This is a genomic window from Microcoleus sp. M2_D5 (genome assembly GCF_036701935.1).
GTDB lineage: Bacteria > Cyanobacteriota > Cyanobacteriia > Cyanobacteriales > Microcoleaceae > Microcoleus.
This window is the reverse complement of sequence record NZ_JAUBRP010000076.1, coordinates 1-17,592: the sequence shown is the minus strand read 5'-3', so window position 1 is coordinate 17,592 and position 17,592 is coordinate 1. Positions and strand designations below refer to the sequence as shown.

General features: G+C 46.9%; 16 protein-coding genes. 5 read left to right on the top strand and 11 right to left on the bottom strand.

Annotated elements, in window-relative coordinates; all coding sequences use genetic code 11:
* Positions 1-34 precede the first annotated feature (34 nt).
* The 5 genes from QUA50_RS24215 to QUA50_RS24195 all read right to left on the bottom strand — a co-directional run bounded on the left by QUA50_RS24215 (position 35) and on the right by QUA50_RS24195 (position 5,662).
* Positions 35-898, bottom strand: a complete 864-nt coding sequence (locus QUA50_RS24215; protein ID WP_333267680.1) for a carbohydrate ABC transporter permease — start codon at positions 896-898, stop codon at positions 35-37.
* Positions 899-996: 98 nt separating this feature from the next.
* Complete coding sequence (locus QUA50_RS24210; RefSeq protein WP_333267678.1) at positions 997-1,890, bottom strand: sugar ABC transporter permease; 894 nt, start codon at positions 1,888-1,890, stop codon at positions 997-999.
* Positions 1,891-2,022: 132 nt separating this feature from the next.
* Positions 2,023-2,175: a hypothetical protein gene (locus tag QUA50_RS24205; protein WP_333299504.1), complete on the bottom strand. Its 153-nt coding sequence runs from the start codon at positions 2,173-2,175 to the stop codon at positions 2,023-2,025.
* Between the two features lie 209 nt (positions 2,176-2,384).
* Positions 2,385-3,698: an ABC transporter substrate-binding protein gene (locus tag QUA50_RS24200; RefSeq protein WP_333267676.1), complete on the bottom strand. Its 1,314-nt coding sequence runs from the start codon at positions 3,696-3,698 to the stop codon at positions 2,385-2,387.
* A gap of 599 nt (positions 3,699-4,297) precedes the next feature.
* Complete coding sequence (locus tag QUA50_RS24195) at positions 4,298-5,662, bottom strand: DUF4912 domain-containing protein (protein ID WP_333267674.1); 1,365 nt, start codon at positions 5,660-5,662, stop codon at positions 4,298-4,300.
* 236 nt (positions 5,663-5,898) lie between these two features.
* Between QUA50_RS24195 and QUA50_RS24190 the strand changes: the two genes are divergently transcribed.
* Positions 5,899-6,036 carry a hypothetical protein gene (locus QUA50_RS24190; protein WP_333267672.1) on the top strand — a complete coding sequence of 46 codons (138 nt, stop codon included), beginning with the start codon at positions 5,899-5,901 and terminating at the stop codon, positions 6,034-6,036.
* Positions 6,037-6,530: 494 nt separating this feature from the next.
* Complete coding sequence (cysS, locus tag QUA50_RS24185; RefSeq protein ID WP_333267670.1) at positions 6,531-8,069, top strand: cysteine--tRNA ligase; 1,539 nt, start codon at positions 6,531-6,533, stop codon at positions 8,067-8,069.
* A 91-nt stretch (positions 8,070-8,160) separates the two neighbouring features.
* Here the strand turns inward: cysS and QUA50_RS24180 are convergent, their stop codons facing one another.
* The 3 genes from QUA50_RS24180 to QUA50_RS24170 are packed head-to-tail and all read right to left on the bottom strand — an operon-like array spanning position 8,161 to position 9,856.
* Positions 8,161-9,111 carry an alpha/beta hydrolase gene (locus QUA50_RS24180; protein WP_333267668.1) on the bottom strand — a complete coding sequence of 317 codons (951 nt, stop codon included), beginning with the start codon at positions 9,109-9,111 and terminating at the stop codon, positions 8,161-8,163.
* A gap of 33 nt (positions 9,112-9,144) precedes the next feature.
* Positions 9,145-9,474, bottom strand: coding sequence for a helix-turn-helix transcriptional regulator (locus tag QUA50_RS24175; protein WP_333267666.1), 330 nt, complete (start codon positions 9,472-9,474; stop codon positions 9,145-9,147).
* Positions 9,475-9,487: 13 nt separating this feature from the next.
* Complete coding sequence (locus QUA50_RS24170; RefSeq protein WP_333267664.1) at positions 9,488-9,856, bottom strand: type II toxin-antitoxin system RelE/ParE family toxin; 369 nt, start codon at positions 9,854-9,856, stop codon at positions 9,488-9,490.
* A gap of 96 nt (positions 9,857-9,952) precedes the next feature.
* Between QUA50_RS24170 and QUA50_RS24165 the strand changes: the two genes are divergently transcribed.
* A complete protein-coding gene (locus QUA50_RS24165; protein ID WP_333267662.1) occupies positions 9,953-11,062 on the top strand; it encodes an AI-2E family transporter in 1,110 nt (369 codons plus the stop codon).
* 165 nt (positions 11,063-11,227) lie between these two features.
* Here the strand turns inward: QUA50_RS24165 and QUA50_RS24160 are convergent, their stop codons facing one another.
* Positions 11,228-12,163: an OmpA family protein gene (locus QUA50_RS24160; RefSeq protein WP_333267660.1), complete on the bottom strand. Its 936-nt coding sequence runs from the start codon at positions 12,161-12,163 to the stop codon at positions 11,228-11,230.
* 449 nt (positions 12,164-12,612) lie between these two features.
* Here QUA50_RS24160 and QUA50_RS24155 point away from each other — a divergent pair, with 449 nt between their 5' ends.
* Complete coding sequence (locus tag QUA50_RS24155) at positions 12,613-13,284, top strand: hypothetical protein (protein ID WP_190658483.1); 672 nt, start codon at positions 12,613-12,615, stop codon at positions 13,282-13,284.
* Positions 13,285-13,358: 74 nt separating this feature from the next.
* Positions 13,359-15,368 carry an abortive infection protein gene (locus QUA50_RS24150; RefSeq protein WP_333298859.1) on the top strand — a complete coding sequence of 670 codons (2,010 nt, stop codon included), beginning with the start codon at positions 13,359-13,361 and terminating at the stop codon, positions 15,366-15,368.
* 168 nt (positions 15,369-15,536) lie between these two features.
* Here the strand turns inward: QUA50_RS24150 and QUA50_RS24145 are convergent, their stop codons facing one another.
* A complete protein-coding gene (locus tag QUA50_RS24145; RefSeq protein WP_333267656.1) occupies positions 15,537-16,709 on the bottom strand; it encodes a DUF4335 domain-containing protein in 1,173 nt (390 codons plus the stop codon).
* Positions 16,710-16,712: 3 nt separating this feature from the next.
* A complete protein-coding gene (locus QUA50_RS24140) occupies positions 16,713-17,339 on the bottom strand; it encodes a DUF3038 domain-containing protein (RefSeq protein WP_333267654.1) in 627 nt (208 codons plus the stop codon).
* Positions 17,340-17,592: the final 253 nt, after the last annotated feature.

Genomic DNA, 17,592 nt, shown 5'->3' with positions numbered 1-17,592 from the left:
AAGATGTGAGTTACAACTGACTGCTGACAACTGACTATCCCTTGACTGCACCCGCTGTTAAACCCTGAACAATGCGCCGCTGGAACACCAAAACCAGCAAAACCAAGGGCAAAGTTCCCAAAACGGTAGCTGCGGCGATCGGGCCGTAAGGAATCTCAAATACTGACACCCCGCTGAGTTGAGCCGTGGCAACGGGGATTGTTTTTAGAGATTCACGAGTCATAAATGTCAGTGCAAAAATAAACTCGTTCCAAGCTGAAATAAACGTCAAAATTCCAGTTGTGACTAAAGCTGGAAATGTCATCGGCAGCACGATTTGCCACAGCATTTGAAAAGTATTGTATCCGTCTACTTTAGCCGCATCTTCCAAATCTTTTGGCAACTGTTGAAAGAAACTCCGCATTACCAAAATTGTCAGCGGCAAATTGATAGCAGTGTAAGGAATAATTAAGGCTAAATAATTATTGCCTAAATCCAAAGCTTTGACAATTTCCAGCAGTCCCAAAAATAGCAGCACCGCCGGAAATAGCGTTACAACCGTCACAGTTGCCAGGATGATTCTCTCGCCCCACAGCCGCAACCGGGCTAAAGCGTAAGCTGCAGGAGCGCCTACAGCCAAACACAGCAATGTTGAAGTAATGGAAACAAAAGCGCTATTTAAAATGTAAAGTGCAAACGGGCGCCGCTGGAATAGCGACAGGTAATGCTCGAAAGTAATTCGTTTGGGAATGTAGACGTTGGGAATCGCCGAAATATCTGGATTGACTTTGAAAGAAGTTAGCACCTGCCAGATAATAGGTGCGAGGAAATAGGAGACAATTAATATCGCCGATATTGGCAAGACTAATTGCCGGATGTCAAAGGTTTTTTTTGTGGGTTGTTCGCGGGCTATCGACATAATTTATACCAAGGAAAGGAAAAATTTAAACCGTTCAGCAATCTAAAATCTACAATCTACAATCCTCAAATCTAAAATCTAAAATCTAAAATCTAAAATCAATTGATGCGGGTTCTCGATAACAGGTAAGCGGCGATCGCAACTGCTGCCACTAACATCAAAAAAGTACACACCACCAAAGCCGCCCCGTACCCAAAGTCTAAATACCTCATTACCGTGCTGTAAATGTAGATAGAAACCGTCTCCGTTGCCCCCGCCGGCCCCCCTCCCGTCATCACCTGAATCAAGTCAAAAATGCCGAAAGATTGGGCAAATCGAAACAGCACAGCAATCACAATTTGGGGCATCAGCAGGGGCACGGTAACTTGACGGAAACTCTGCCAGCTACTCGCGCCGTCAATCGCGTGGGCTTCGTACAAATCACCGGGAATTGATTGCAATCCTGCTAGCAAAAGCAAGCTGACAAAGGGCGTAGTTTTCCACACATCCGCTGTAATTACTGCCATCATTGCCAAAGTCGGATCTCCCAGCCAGCTAATGCTATTTTGAATCAATCCCAAACGCCTCAAAATGTCGTTAATTACGCCGTATTGGTCATTAAAAATCCACCCCCAAGCTACTCCCATCAATGCAGTGGGCAGCGCCCAAGGTAGCAGGGAGATTGTCCGAACAATGCCGCGCCCTGGGAAGGATTGATTTAAGACTAAGGCAATGCCCATACCGAGAATTAATTCCAGCAAAACAGAAACGACTGTAAATACAGTGGTGTTGCCTAAAGTTTGCCAGAAACGCCCGTCGCCTAACATTCGACTGTAGTTAGCAAAACCGGAAAAAACCAGTTTTAATTCTGTACCGAGGTTTTGGGTAAATAAACTCAGCCAAAAAGCGCGCAATATTGGGTAAGCAAATACTAGCAGCAGAATTATCAAAGCTGGTGCTACTAATATCCACCCGGTTTTTTGTTCGCGCTGGATCATCTTGTCTAATTGCATCTTGTTCACCTTTAATTTATGCCTTTAGGGCGGGCTAGAAGCCCACCCCACACAAAAAATAACTATTTGTGGAACAGGCCGGAAAGCCTGTTTATAACTATTTGTGGAACAGGCCGGAAAGCCTGTTTATAACTATTTGTGGAACAGGCCGGAAAGCCTGTTCGGGCGGGCTATAAGCCCACCCCACATTGGGTAAGCAAATACTAGCAGCAGAATTATCAAAGCTGGTGCTACTAATATCCACCCGGTTTTTTGTTCGCGCTGGATCATCTTGTCTAATTGCATCTTGTTCACCTTTAATTTATGCCTTTAGGGCGGGCTAGAAGCCCACCCCACACAAAAAATAACTATTTGTGGAACAGGCCGGAAAGCCTGTTTATAACTATTTGTGGAACAGGCCGGAAAGCCTGTTTATAACTATTTGTGGAACAGGCCGGAAAGCCTGTTCGGGCGGGCTATAAGCCCACCCCACAAAGATGTGCAAGATGTCAATTTTACAAAGGTTTTGGTTGTTTCAAACTGCCTAATAAATTGCGAGTTTCGCTAGCTGCTGCTTTCATTGCTTGTTCTGCACTCATTCTCCCGGTAAAAGCTGAACTCAAATAACGCTGCAAAATATCAGAAGCTTGAGCGTATTGTGCCAGGGGCGGGCGCAAAGCTGACCGTTCCACTACTTTTAGCAGTTGCGGGTAGTGGGGATATTTGGCGACTATTTCTTTGTTGGTAAACAGGGATTTGTAACTGGGAACTAAACCAGTTTGTATAATAAATTTACGCTGGGTTTCCTCGCTAGTAAGATACTGAATTGCTTTCCACGCTTGTTCTGGATGTTTTGAGGTTTTGGCAATTCCCCAGCCCCAGCCGCCCAAGCAGGAACCGCCTGTTTGACCGGTACTGCTGAGCATTGGCTCGATCGCAATTTTGCCTCTAACATTCGATCCTTCGGCATTTGCCAGCTTCCAAACATAGGGCCAGTTTCGCAAAAATAGTGCTTTGCCGTTTTGAAACAACAGCCTGGTTTCTTCTTCGCCGTAGGTGGTGAGACCGGGAGGAGAAATGCCAGAGGCGATCGTATTTTTGAGAAATTCCACTGCTTTAATTGCCTCCGGTTTATCTAACCCAACTTCAAAAGTTTGAGGGTTAGCCCAGAAGCCGCCGAAACCGGAGAGTACCTCGACAAACATCGCAGATACTCCCTCGTATTGTTTGCCTTGCCACAGATAACCCCAAGTTGCTTTTCCCTGTTTCTGCAAGTTTTGAGAGATTTTTACCATTTCTTCAAAGGTTTTCGGGGCTGGAATTTTCGCTTGTTCTAAAATGTCTTTGCGGTAATAAAGCATTCCGGCATCGGAAGCGTGGGGAATTCGGTAAAGTTTGCCCCGATACCGCCCGCCTTCGACGTTTCCTTGGATAAATTTTGATAGTTGTTCGGGCGAAATTTTGTCTGTCAAATCCCTTACCCAACCTGCTGCTGCAAATTTGGGAACCCAGACAATATCCATGTTGATGATGTCGTAGGGCGAGTCGCCTAAAAGAAAGGCAGATGTGTAAAGATTTTCAATGAGGTTGCTGTCGAAAGGCCCTTCTATGAGGTTGATGCGAATCTTGGGGTTTTTCTGTTCAAATTCTTTGACAAAGGGTTTCCAGTTAACAAGGTCTTGACCTTGCATTAACATGGTGATCGCGACTGGCTGTTGAGTCAGTGCCGGCAGAATAAATAAAAGCAAGACGGTGGCTAATGTGGCAGCGAACAAGGCTAAAATGCGAGGCTTCTGCCTTCGTTGCGGCGGGGAATTTATTTTTTGCATTTGTTTTTGAGAAGTGGGTGTGCGATCGCCTTATTTCTCTCATAACTCGCTTTCTTTTGTTTCGCTGAATTTAGCGAGTTTGTGCAATAAAAGTTTAAGTAAACTTTAGCTTACTTAATAATGCTTGAGTGAAAAGTGCAAATTTTGATTTAACTGATTAGATGGCGAGTTAAATCAACATCTATCTACAGATAGATATTAGACCTATTACAAAAATAGTCAACTATCTTGAGATTATCTGCGTTTATCTGCGTTTATCTGCCTGTAATCTGCAGTTAATCCTTCAATCAAAGATTTATGAAATTCAAGTCTATTGAGAACATTTAAATAAATAATTCTTCCTTCTTTTTTCTTCCTTCTTCCTTCTATCCTTTACATCCGTTACATCCGTTACATCCGTTACACAATCCGTTGCCGAACTTCTTCCTTCTAAACACAAAAAACACCGCTCCTCAAAACAGGAGAACGGTGTATAGGGGGTGTTATGGGTTGTTGTCTGGGATTAACCTTAACAAATCACGATCGGCTCAGGCTATGCCTTGTGATGGTTAAAAAATTGGCACAAACCTGCACGATCGCAGATCGATCGACCTTTGGGATTAGCCCAACCATTCAACAACAGCATCCTGCTTGGTATTGGTGCGCCGTTCTGGGGTTTCGCGGTTGAATTTCAAGTGGATGGCGCGGTTTTGTTCGCCGTCTGCTGCTACTGCAAAAATCGGATAATCGATTAAGCCGTCTTGGAAGGACATCTGGAAGCGGAAAGTGCCGTCAGCATTGAGTTTAATCGGCTGTCCGCCTACGTAGACGGTAGCGTCTGGTTCGGTGGCCCCGTAGACGATCAGTTCGGCATCAGCAACTAACCAGAACTGGCGGGGGCGCATCGGGGCGGCGAAGCCAACTCCCGACATACCGACACCCGACATACCGAAACCGGACATAGTGAGGCCGGACATACCGACACCCGACATGGTGAGGCCGGACATACCGACACCCGACGCGGTGAGGCCGGACATACCGACACCCGACGCGGTGAGGCCGGACATGGTGGGAGCCGCCCACATTCCGACGCCGGAGGGGAAGACGTAGGAACTGAGAGCTTGTTCGTGGATGCCGACTTGCTGGACGGAACCGGCGACGTGCTGCATGGAACCGAAGATAGAACCCGCTACCCGCAGGGATTCTGCTGATTCTGCCATGCCGAAGATTTGTTCGTAGATGGCGTTGCTGGTGCTGTAACCACCGCCATTGACTGCTTGTGCGAGTTTCTTGGCCGGAGGAACCAGTTCCGCGAAGGTTTTGCCCTGCAATTCTTCTTCCCAATCGAGGGTGATGAATTGATCTTCAATCCAGTCGCTGGGATAGACGGGAGGAACGCGGACTTCGGCCGATCGAGCTAATATCAACCAGCGGCCGTCTGCACAGCGGTACCCGATGTCGATCGCGTAATCCCGATCGCTCACGGGGATTGGCACATACCATTCCCGCGCCAGTTCGTCGCAGGGATATTCTTGAATGCTGTGCGGGCTTTGAATGTCGAGGTTAACATCTGTAACGTCGTAGATCCGCAGGGCGAGTTGCTGTCCTCCTTGGCGGCGCAATTCTTCTTTGCGATCGTTGGGAATGTCCCAGTAAGTGTAGGCCCATTCTGGGTCGCGGGGCATTAACACCACCCGGCTTTCGCCGTAGCCGTTGGGCAAATCTGCTAAACCTTCATCTACAGACGACAAAGAACCACCTGTTCTATCTTCTTGGCCGAGTTCAAACTTTGCTGCTTCCACTGCTTCTTGTGCCTCTAGTTTGCGAGATGGGCTGTATGAAAATTTGGTGCGCTGAATTTCTTGAATTGATGCCAGGAGTTGCGATTTCCGCATCCGGCTGTAGCGAGAGACTCCACATTCGCTAGCAACTCTGCGGAGTTGTCGCAAAGTCATCTCTTCTAATGGTGGGCGTTCTTTTGCCATGAGTTGGTTCTCCACTAATTTAGGATGGCGGGTTAGATTTTTTTCTTCCAACACAAATGTGTTGACTTTTTGAGTTAGAAACTCTTTTAAATCTACATATTATCGAGCTTCCAAATCTCTCCAACCTTTGAAGCCTTGCTTGTTTTTAGCTTGTCTTTTCCCCATGCGATCGGGGGTTGTGACTTCTTGGCTTCTGCGCGCACCGTCCGAGCTAAATAAAACTTTTCTGTCGATTCTTGATTGACAAGATCTATTTTGTGAGTGCGATCGGTGCTGCTAGCAACGCTGTGCTGGCAGCACACGCGCTATTCGACTCCCAGAGCTGCCTCGGCTTAATCGAAGCATTTCTTTGGGATCGCTTTGTCATGACTTAATGTTGCAGACAACTTGCGATCCGGTCAAGGGGTCTTTTGCCTCAATCCTGGGTACTTATACGCATTTTCAGGCATTTGGGGATCAATATGTCAGGGAATTTTGACAATACGGCGCTGGTGGGGATCGTCTCCGAAACAATTGTCAAGATTTCCTGACATAAATTAGATGTGAGATTGAGTCGGCTGGGGCGGTACTATGGATAGAGGAAATTTAGTACCAAATATCCTAGGCTGGCAGTTGGGCGATCTTCTTCTGCAAGCTTCGTTAACGGGCGATCGCAACTACAAACCAAAAGTCCTGGACGCAAAAAGGGTTTGACGCGCTATTGATACAGATAAGGTGGGCACTGCACACCCCAGACATAGAGGTTCTGCCTAAATCTTGTAAAATCTAAAATCTAAAATCTAAAATCTAAAATCTAAAATCTAAAGACATAGAGGTTCTGCCTAAATCTTGTAAAATCTAAAATCTAAAATCTAAAATCTAAAATCGAATGACTCTAACGCTTTACAACAGCTTGACCCGTCGCGAATCACCTTTTGAACCCATCGAACCAGGAAAGGTGCGGATGTATTGCTGCGGCGTTACGGTATACGATTACTGCCACGTCGGCCACGCCCGCGCTTACATTGTTTGGGACATGGTGCGCCGTTATCTGATGTGGCGGGGATACGATGTCCGCTACGTGCAGAATTTTACAGATATTGACGACAAAATTCTCAACCGCGCCCGCGAAACAAATTCAACAATGGAAGCCGTGGCGGAACGCTTCATCGATGAATATTTCGTAGATATGGACAAGCTAAATATTCTCAGGGCCGATGAATATCCCCGCGCCACCCATACAATGGACGGCATTAAACGGCTGATTCACGAATTAGAAAATAAAGGTTATGCCTATGCTTCCGGCGGCGACGTTTACTACAACGTGAGGCAATTTCCCGATTACGGAAAACTTTCCGGCCGCAAGTTGGAAGAAATGCAAGCCGGGGCTAGCGGTAGATTGGAAACCGCAGAAATAGAAGCTCAAAAAAAGCAAGATTCCTCTGATTTTGCCCTGTGGAAAAGCGCTAAACCGGGAGAACCTGCTTGGGATTCATCTTGGGGAAAAGGCCGCCCCGGATGGCACATCGAATGTTCGGCAATGGTGCGCGATTGCTTGGGAGAAACTATTGACATTCACTGTGGCGGTTCGGATTTAACTTTCCCCCACCATGAGAATGAAATTGCTCAATCTGAAGCGGCGACTGGCAAGTCACTTGCTAATTATTGGATGCACAATGCTTTTGTGACTGTCAATGGCAAAAAGATGTCGAAATCTTTGCACAATTTTATTACAATTCGCGATTTGTTGGAGGGGAATTGGTCGGGCGATTTGGAATCTAACCCCCCCCAGCCCCCCCTTGGTAAGGGGGGGAGCAAGAAGGAAGGAAGCGAGAATGCAAAAGCGGTAGAACCGATGGCGGTGAGGCTGTTTGTGTTTATGGCGCAGTACCGCAGTCAAATAGATTTTACCGAAGAGGCGATCGCTAATGCTCGAAATGGCTGGAATACGATCAATGAAGGTTTGCTGTTTGGGCTGCGATACGCTTCTCAACTGAATTGGGACGTTGAGAAAACAGGACAGGATAGCAAAGCTGTGCAGGAATTCCAATTAGCGATGGACAATGATTTCAATACTCCCGGCGCTTTGACTGTTTTGTTTGAATTGGCTAAGGAATTGGGCAAAGAAGGCAATGTTTTAGTGCATCAAGGCAAAACAGAAACTTCGCCGGACTTGTTGCAGCAAAAATGGGTAACTTTGGTGAGTTTGGCGGGGGTTTTGGGTTTAGAAGTTCAGCCGGAAAGTGACAGCAATGATGCTGTTGACGGTTTGAGTGATGGGGAGATTGAGGCGATGATTCAGCAGCGGAAAGATGCCCGGAAAGCGAGAGATTTTGCTGAGGGCGATAGAATTCGCAACGAACTTAAGGATAAGGGAATTACTCTGATCGATCAAAAGGATGGTACAACAATTTGGCATCGAAGTTGAAATTTAGATTTTTTTAACCGCAGATGAACGCCGATGAACGCAGATGAAATTCCATCCGCGTTCATCTGTGTTAATCTGCTGACATCTGCGGTTAAAAACTCCCCTTGACAAACTCCGCAACCGCCGCGACAAATTCTGCAGTTGATTCGTAGGGCAAAACATTGCGCCCCGGCATTAATAAACCTTCCGCATTGGGAAAATGGGCTAAATATTGCGTTAATCTTTCATCTGGTTTTTCTTCCTTACCCTCTTGACTGATGCTGGAGGCTTTTTCTCCCATCACAATGAGTGCAGGTCGATCGAACTTTTGAATCGTGCTACTGTAATCCTGGCGCCAAAACCCCGCTAAAAACGAGAAAACCGCGTGACGGCTGTCAGGATTGGCCGCCCCAGCCTGCAAAGCATCCAACCATTCGCTGTCAACTTTAGCAGCATCGCCAAACAGTTGTTTCACAGAAAAAGACCGCAAAAACTCAGCGCGTCTGGCGTAGCGGTAAAAAGCGTTTCCCAAGGGAGAATTTAACAAATTCCAGACAATTCTTTGCTGTCTTTCTGTCGAATGTTTGTTCATCACCGCCCAAGCTGGAGGCCCCGCGAGGACTAAGCCGCGAATTAAATTTGAGCCGCTTTCCTGCTGCTTTTTTGCTAAAGCCAAGCCTACAGACAGTAAAGCACCTTGTACGAGGACGATCGCAGGTTTTTTGACTACAGTTTCCAAGAAATACTGCAACTGTGCCGCCCAATCGTCAGGATAGCAAGCCACAGCGGGCATTTCGCAATCGCCGCAGCCCAAAAGGTCGGGATTGTAAATTGGATTAGTGTTCCCTGCTTTGTACCAACTCTCACAAAATCTATGCCAAAAGATTCTTGACAAACCAACTCCTATCGGATGAATTAATAACAAAGGGATGCTATCTTCTGTCGCAGTAGTTGGCTGATAAACATCATAAGCACAGCGATAGTTTTGCCATTCGTAAAACAGCGTTGGTGATTTTATAGACGAAATTGTTGACAAATCTTGATTTGAAGGTGGTGATTGCATATTAATCTTTTAATTTTTTACTTGTTTGTTTACTTATGATGCAACGACAATGTGAGTTTTAGCTTGAACATTTGGTGGCGAGTGGGCAATCCGAATCTCTACGTTGCTGCCGAGTGCGTTGAGAAAACGAAATAGGCGTTCCGTAGAGAACTCGGATAATTTACCGCGCATCAATGCTGAGAGTGTAGGTTCATCGATTCCTAATAGCTTTGCTGCTTGGTTCTGCGTTAGTTGGCGTTCCGAAATTAATTCACTAATCTGATGAGCTAGTTCTGCCTTAATCAGTAATTCCTCTGGATTGGGTAGCCCTAAATCAGCAAAAATATTTCCACTACTGGAATGCACTTTTATTTCTTCAGTCATTTTGTTCCTCCAATTATTGCTGTTCTAAATATTTTTTGTAGTGTTCTTTGGCACGCTTAAGTCGAGATTCAATCAAATCTGTATCTTGCTTGGTGGTAGCAATTCCCTGCTTGGATTTTTTTTGAAAAGCATGAAGAACATAGACTATTCCTTCAAATTTTACGGTGTATACCGCTCGGTAAGTGTCTCCATCAAAATTCTCAACAATTTCTAGAACGCCAGCACCTTTAAATCCTTTAAGCGGTTTAGCATCAGGATGCTTTTTACCCAGTTGAGCGCGGTACAAAGCAAAACCCACAATTTGCTGGACATCTTCAGGAAACTCGCGCAAGTCGTCACGGCAACTGCCGATCGATTCAACGGGTTTTAATAGCGAATTCATAATCTTAATTATATTATTTATATCATATCGTTTATCATAAAATAGAGAGTGACACGATCGACAACAATATCATTACTCAATTTTGTCAGAATAATCATGTCAGAACAGCGGATAACTATTTCTTTACCTAACTTGCTGCTAATTGTAGCATCGTCCTTGCTGCTAGTGCTCCTGTGGCAATTGCGGAGCCTGCTAGTAATTCTGATGATATCAGTTGTGCTGGCTGCTTCGATCGTCCCGATCGTGAATTGGGCCCAAACGATGCGTGTTCCCCGCTGGCTAGCAGTGATTATGGTTTATTTAACTCTCATCGGCGGATTTAGCGGGACGGTAGTGTTAATCGGGCCCACAGTAATCGAACAAATAGAGTTACTGCTACGGCAGCTACCAGTTTATGTCGAAAGTTTGAGAACTGTGGCAACTAATGTATTGAGTAGGTTGAGCGACGACGCCCCAACCTTGGTGGGTCTGGTGGACACTCAATCGCTGACTAATTGGTTGATTCGATCGAGTCAACAACTGGTTTTGCGATCGTACAGTTTAACCAGAGGTATTCTCGGCGGTTTCTTCAGCTTAGTTTTAGCATTATTTATTTCAGGTTACATGGTTGCCGACAGCGACACATTAATCAAAAGTTTGGTGCAGTTTTTCCCAAAACCTTGGGACGCAAGATTAGCCGCACAAGTGGCGCCAATTGGTGAAAGAATGGGAAGCTATATTCGCGGGCGAGTATTAGTTTCGGGCATTTTAGGGATATTTATTACCACAGGTTTGAGCATTTTGGGAATGCCGGAATTTGCTTTAGGCTTAGGTGCGATCGCCGGTGTTACCAACTTGATTCCCTTCATCGGCCCCGTGTTAGGAGCAGTACCCGCATTAATCGTAGCTTTAGCGAAAGGTGGCTGGGTACTTTTGTGGGTATTACTGTTATTTGTAATCATCCAGAATTTAGAAACTTACGTCCTCGATCCTTTGCTGGTTGGTTCCTCGGTTGGCGTGCATCCTTTATACCAATTGCTGTCTGTCTTGGGAGGCGTTCAAGTATTAGGAATTATTGGAGCTGTAATTGTGCCACCTTGGTTTGCAGGAGTGGCAGCTTTGATAGAGAACTTGTATTTAAAACCGAAACTTAGGAGCGAACATCGAGAAGCAATAGATCGGTCTAAAAATAATTCTGACTTGCCACCTCTGACACCTTCGGCGTGACAGCAGCTTACGCCTTGAGAATTCAACACACTAGACTCCAATTGCAAGCATTCGCTCTCCTCTGTGGAAATTATCTGCGTTTATCCGTGTTTATCTGCCTTACATCTGCGGTTGACTATCGATCGAAGATTCATGCAATAAATCTAGTATCCACAAATCCGCTGACTAAGGACTAATTGCCACCTCAATGCGGCGGTTGCGCTGCCGATTAGTATCCGAACTATTATCCACCGAAGGGCGACTTTCCCCATAGCCGATCGCCACCCAATGATACTTCTGACCGAGCACACCAGACAAATACTGCACCACCGCCTGAGCCCGCGCAAACGACACATTGCGATTATCCGCCGCTTCCCCCGCGTCGTCAGTGTGGCCCGCAACCCGCACAGTTGCCCCCTCGTGATTGCTCAACTCCGCCACCAAATTGTCCAAAATCGCATTAGTTCCCGCGCGCAAAGAAATGCTGCCAGTATCAAACAAAACATCGCTGGGCAGAGTCACCATTAGCCCATCCCCCCCAAACACTGGATTATTGGCATTCTGTGGGGTAGTATTCACCGTTTCAGGGTTCAGACTGGGGCTGCTGCCGATCGCCGGTAAAGCAGGCGCAACACTTGCCGCCGTTTCCGGCCCTGCCAATTCCCGCGACATCAACTGCAAACGCTTTTCCAAAGTTTCCGTCGGGCGGCTGCTGCCCAACTGACTCTCCAAAGCCGCCGTGCGACCAATCAGCGCGTTGAGTTCGCCCTGCAACTGCCTCAAATCCGACTGCAATTTCTCTCTCTGGGCAGGACTGACTTTTGACTGGGGAGTCGGTGTAGCCGTTGGTGGCGGCAGCGCCGGAATTGGCGTTGCTGGAGCGCGTTTTGGGCTGGAGGTCAAATTTTGAGTTACACGCAGCAATCTCTCTGCCAGCGGCATTTCAGTCGCGCCTGACGGATAAATTTGAGCGATCGCCATCCCCAAAACCCACGCAAAACCGCTGCCCACCCCCAGCAGCAGCAGTCGAAAAATCAGCGACAGTACAAGCAAACCTTTTCCCCGCGACTTGGAGACGCGAGTGGGGGGGATTGAAGGTTTTTGGTTAAAAGATCGCGTCATATTTCCTCCCTCTCGGTACACATACCAGATTAATTTCGATACTATCTTACCTATTGGATTTTAATAGGACTTGAGTTAAGTTCTGTTACCAACTAAATTAAGTTAGCAGACCTTGCCGCTTTTGCCAGTCGATTTTAGATTTGAGATTTGTCGTCCCATCTAAAATCTAAAAAAGAAACCCGGTTGCTATAAATCTGGGGTTTAGTGGCGAAGCATCCAGGCAGAAAGCAGGTTTCTAGTCTGTTGCGTGCCCGCCTGAATCTGTTGGATAATTCATTCAGTTGACAGTTGACAGTTGATAGTTGACAGTTGATAGTTGACCGCAAGAGGGCGACCTCTACCTGGAAGTCCGAGGATTGGAGTAATGAATAGTCGGATTTTAATTTCTCCTTGCAAGGCTTGGGGCTTTAAACCAATTCTTTCTGGTAAAACTTTTGGAAAAAAAACCGATGACTGACCCTTTAAATAGCCCTTATCCGGTTCCTTGGGAATGGATTACTGCCACTCATGCTAAAGTGAGCTCCACTGCCGGCACAGGCCTCCGCTATTATCGCAGTCCATCCCTAGTTTCAACTAACGGCCAATACGCAGCTTACAGTCGAATTGAGTTGCAAGTACAGCCGGAATTCTCCCGGTGTCGGGTTAGCAGCGTCATGTTTGTGGAAAATCTCAAAACCGGCGAACTGCAAACAGTGGCGGCTGCTTCGCCGCTGGCCGAAAGTGGGATGTATGCTAGCGATGATACAGATATGTCAGGGACGATCGCCATTTTAGTGCCTGTTTCTTGGAATCAAGACGGTTCCCGCATTCTCGCCCGCGAATTTGAAGCACTTTTCAACTCTTCCGATATGTCCGACTACGGTGTCATTTGGGACAAAAATGATAATTACACTTATACCGTTGCTCCTGCTCGCAGTCTTTACACTCATGCTGTATTGTTGGGTTGGAGTCAAGTTTGTCCCGGAAAAGTTCTGTTCCGCGCAGGCAATTTGGGCGATCGATCTTGGCCTCTTTGTGCAGTGGATATGACAGGGCAAACGGTAGCAGTCACCGAGGACAAACCCCTAGTTTTCGGCAGTCAAGCCAGCACAGACTGGATCGAACCTAAAACTCGTTTTTAGATATTATGGCGGCATTTTCTTTGATCTGGCCAACAATTTTTTTAGTATCAGGTCAGTCTTTAAACCAATTCATTTTGGTACTGGGGCTGATTATTTTAACTGTTGTTTGTGGTTTAACAGCGTTTATTTTTGTTCGCATTTTTCTCAATTGGTTGCAGGCGAAATTGGAGAGACATCACGTTTTTTGGGGCAGCTCGTTCACAAAAAAAAATGGTAATTTAACCGCCAATAGTTTACCCCATGAAAAGGTATTTTTAGAACCCAAATTCGTAGAAAGTGACGGCAATTTAACTGCTACTATTTTTGGAAACAAAAGCGATATTTCAGCAGCGGTCGAGCCGGAGAGAAACTGCGAAAATTCAGCAGCAGTTGCCTATCTGTACAAGCCGATCGCTCTTTGGCACGGGCGCTTAATTTTGCCATCAAACGAACAGCGGCTGCCCTACGGTACAGTGTTTTTTGAAGTAATAAATGCACCCAAAAAATATAAAAATTTTATTGGCAAAACAGCATTTTTGAAATGGAGTACAAATCGCGAAGTACAGTTTTTTGTCCACGCAGTCAGTCAAGATATAAACTTCACACAAGAAACTCAAAAAAGTCAAAAATCTGGCAACATCCATCCAGATAGATTGAACGGCTGGCGAAATGTCGGCCCTTTAGAAACACTAGCAGGCAGCAGACTCGATGACAGCGTGACTGTGATGCTACGCCGGCCGGTGATTGCGATTCATTATAGCAGCAGCGATCGCCAGGAACTCACGATCGATCGCGAACCAGTACAAATTATCGGACGTTTCTGCGCCTTAGTCACAATTTTACAGCGAAAAGAACGTGACAGCGACAAATTTATTGTCCGGCATTTCAACAAAACATCTCGACAATTTGACGGCGCCGTCGAAATCATTCGGATTCCGCAAGTACAGCCAGACAAAAATGGCGTAGCGAGGTCTACCAATCACCTGATCGAACAATCGCCATTAAATCCAGACGGCTGGTACATTTACGGTGAAAGAGACGAAGACAGTATATTTGTAGTGCAGGCAATCGAACCCCGCAAAATTGCCCAATTAATCCCCGATGAAACACATTTCGGACTTAAAAAATCTATCGATTATTTAAGCAGCAAAAATTGGGAAAATACACCAGCCCAAAAAGGGCAAGCAAAAATAGTATTGTTAACCCCAAATGATGCTACAGAAAACGCTTCAATCTCTCCTTGGCAAGAAGGAGATATCGGGATAGTGATTCACAGTTTCGGCGGTATCGGCGGCAAAAAAGGCGAACGGCAACCCCTGGGAATTGTCACCGGACATTTTGCTTTCGGAGTAGCAAAAGTAGTGCGCGATCGATTTACCAGCGAACTGCGTTTTGACATAGAATACAAACAAGTTTACGCCCACAATCCCGACGGAATAGTTGCCGGTTCCAGCAAATGGCAAAGCTACATGGGAGACTTGCATCGCGGCTGGTTGGGCGATCGCCCGGTTTGCGATATCATCTGTAAATTAGACTGCGTGTGTTGCGACTACGATTTTGGCGGCATCGCCTTGTCGCCTTTAACCGAATTAAACCAGCAACTAGATATCATGATGGCCCGTTACCGCAGCGGAGACGGCACCGGCGGAAGTTCAGTCACCCCAGCAACTTCTTGCGTTCAAGATTCAAGTCAGGCAATTTACGCGACAATTAAAAAAATCACTTCCGAAATAGAGTTAAATCCTCAGATTCAAGACTGGTTGAAAACACATCCCACCGACGCACAAACCCAAAGATTTCACCAGCTAGTAGCATTAGGAGAAAGTTTAGAAAAAGTATTAATGCCCCTCGGTATTGTTCGTCCCGATTGGCGGAAGAATTCGAGATTGGCAGGGATAGATTCTGAACTAAAAAAGACCTTTTTTGCGGGTATAGCGAACCTAATAAAAGCTGCTATTAGTTACCGAACAATGCTGCCCAGGCGCACCCAAGATGAAATCGCCAAAATTTTCTTAAAACAAGGAGCATTTTTATGGATAATTCGCACCAATCAAGTCGGAGGATTTGACCCAAATATTGAGCCAATCGCACCAACAGGGCTTTGAATCAGCAATCGGTTTGTAGATGATTCGGCGATTGAAATCGCTACTAAAAAAACCAAGTCTCCCTCCGCAGACTAATAGATTGAGGGAGCATTTAAGCGGGATTTGGTATCAGTCAACAGTCAACCGTTAACAGTCAACATTTAACCGTTAACAGCCAACAATCAACCATTACCAAGGACTGACTTGAACAGTCCCGTCTGGTGCCAAAACTACGCGGAAATCAGCCAGCGGTTCCGCAGGTGTCCTGGTGCCAACCGGTTGGTAAAGCAACTCCGACAACGGCGTTTCGGATCGATCGACTGCTGCAGAATTTTCCGGCTTGTAACCGACAATCGCCCCGTCTGGGGCCACACTCACCCGATAAACCAACTCCGCATCAACCGGAGGCTTATCCTTCACAACTCCGTCAATTTGCTGGGAAAGTTTGCCCCTCAACAAATCAATTTCCCCTGGATCTGTAATTGGCACGGCTGCCACCTCTGGGCTTGCCAAACCTTCAGCAACAGGAGTGGGCGTGCTTTCCGGCGAAGTGCTCGACTGCGGTGTGGCCAACGGTGAAGCGTCCGGCTGCGGCGCGGGGATCGGAGTCGGCGAAAGCGATTCAGCGTTCGGAGTTTGAGTCCCAGGCAGCAAACCGTCAGCAGGGGGCGTGGGATTGGGATTAGGCGAACCCGATCCGCCCGGATTCGCCGTCCCCTGATTCTGGCCTGCTGGATTGGGCTGCGGCACCGGATCTCTCTGGCGCTGGACTTCCGGCACCGGCACCAAGAAAAACGCCATCGCAGCCAAAGCCAAACTCGACACCCCCACGACAGCAGGCAAACTCCGCTTCGCCAAAGGTTCGGCAGACTTGACGTAACGCCTGGAAATTGGGGTTAATTGCAGCGACAATTCCGGCAGCGTCTGCGTGTCTGCAAAAAACTGATCGATCGCCTCTACCAAGTCAAATAGCTGTACCGTCGTCAAATCAACTTTTGCCGACAGTTCTGTTTTTTGATCGATTTGGGTGGCGCTGCCTGTGGAGGCGGGTAGAACGGTCAATCGGTGCAAATTCCCGTCAATTCTGTGCAACTGCACCATACCCACATTCGGGCCGTAGCGATCGGGATAATGCACTCCGCTCATAAATTCTTGAGCGTAGCTGCTGACGGCCCTCACCAAGCTTTCAAAAAAGTCTCGTCCCCCACTTAGGGGCTCACCGAGACCTTTCACATAGCATTCAGCGCTCATTAGTATGGAAAGCACCGGCCGTATATCTAACTGGCTGGCTGCCGATCCATCGCTCAACCCTTCTAGAACTAGGGTGCAATTTGGCAGACTGTACTGACGCCTAATAGTCATTTTTTATTCAACTTCTCCATCAAACAGGCTAACCCAGAAGCGCTGCATTCCGGCAGTGCCTGTACAAAATAGCAGTTTGCTCAACAAGTTCAAAGCTAGTTCGTTGAGCTTGTCGTCGGAATCGTAAGCTGCAACTAGCGATCGCTTGGGGTTCATGCGCGATCGAAAGTGAGCTCGAAAGCGTTCTAAATACTCGGCCAGCGGCTGGTTCTGGTTGAGGGGGCTATTTTTCGATCGCAACTGCTGCGAGTCTAGCAGCAACTGCCGAATTGTGGCGGTTAACTTGCGCGCCATATTACAGGCGATCGCCACCAGCGCTTTTGCCTCCACCATCGTAAGGGAGCGGCGCTGGGCGTAGCGTCTCAGCGGGTTAGTATTACGCATCAGCCAAAGGGCAACCCGATTTTTGATAATTGATTCCAATTCCAGGTCCTTTGACACTGCCAGCATTTCTTCAGCACCTCCGAGATACAAGGCTTCGATCGCCAGCAACATCAAGTCAATTTGCAATCTGGCTCGGCGGGGACATCCCCCATCGGAGGGCGACAAGTCTGGCAAACTGTCTAAAATCAACGGGTTTGACTGGGTAAGCGAAGTTTCTGACGGCATTAATATCACGGCAACATCCATTCCAAACAAACTATACGGGCACGGGGGGTCTTGAGCAAGACAAATTCTCAACCAAGAACTTCTCTGGGATATTTTATTTTTATCATTGACTTTTAGGTATATTTTCTAATTTAGCAGCAACCGACCGTCGCGGGCGAGCTCCGGCGGCAGGAGTTCGATCGCCCACTCCCCCACCCCTGACAGGTGTAGGTTTTTTACGACTGGGTAGTATAAAGTCAATTAAACCAGGCGAAAATAAGGGTGATTCAACGAA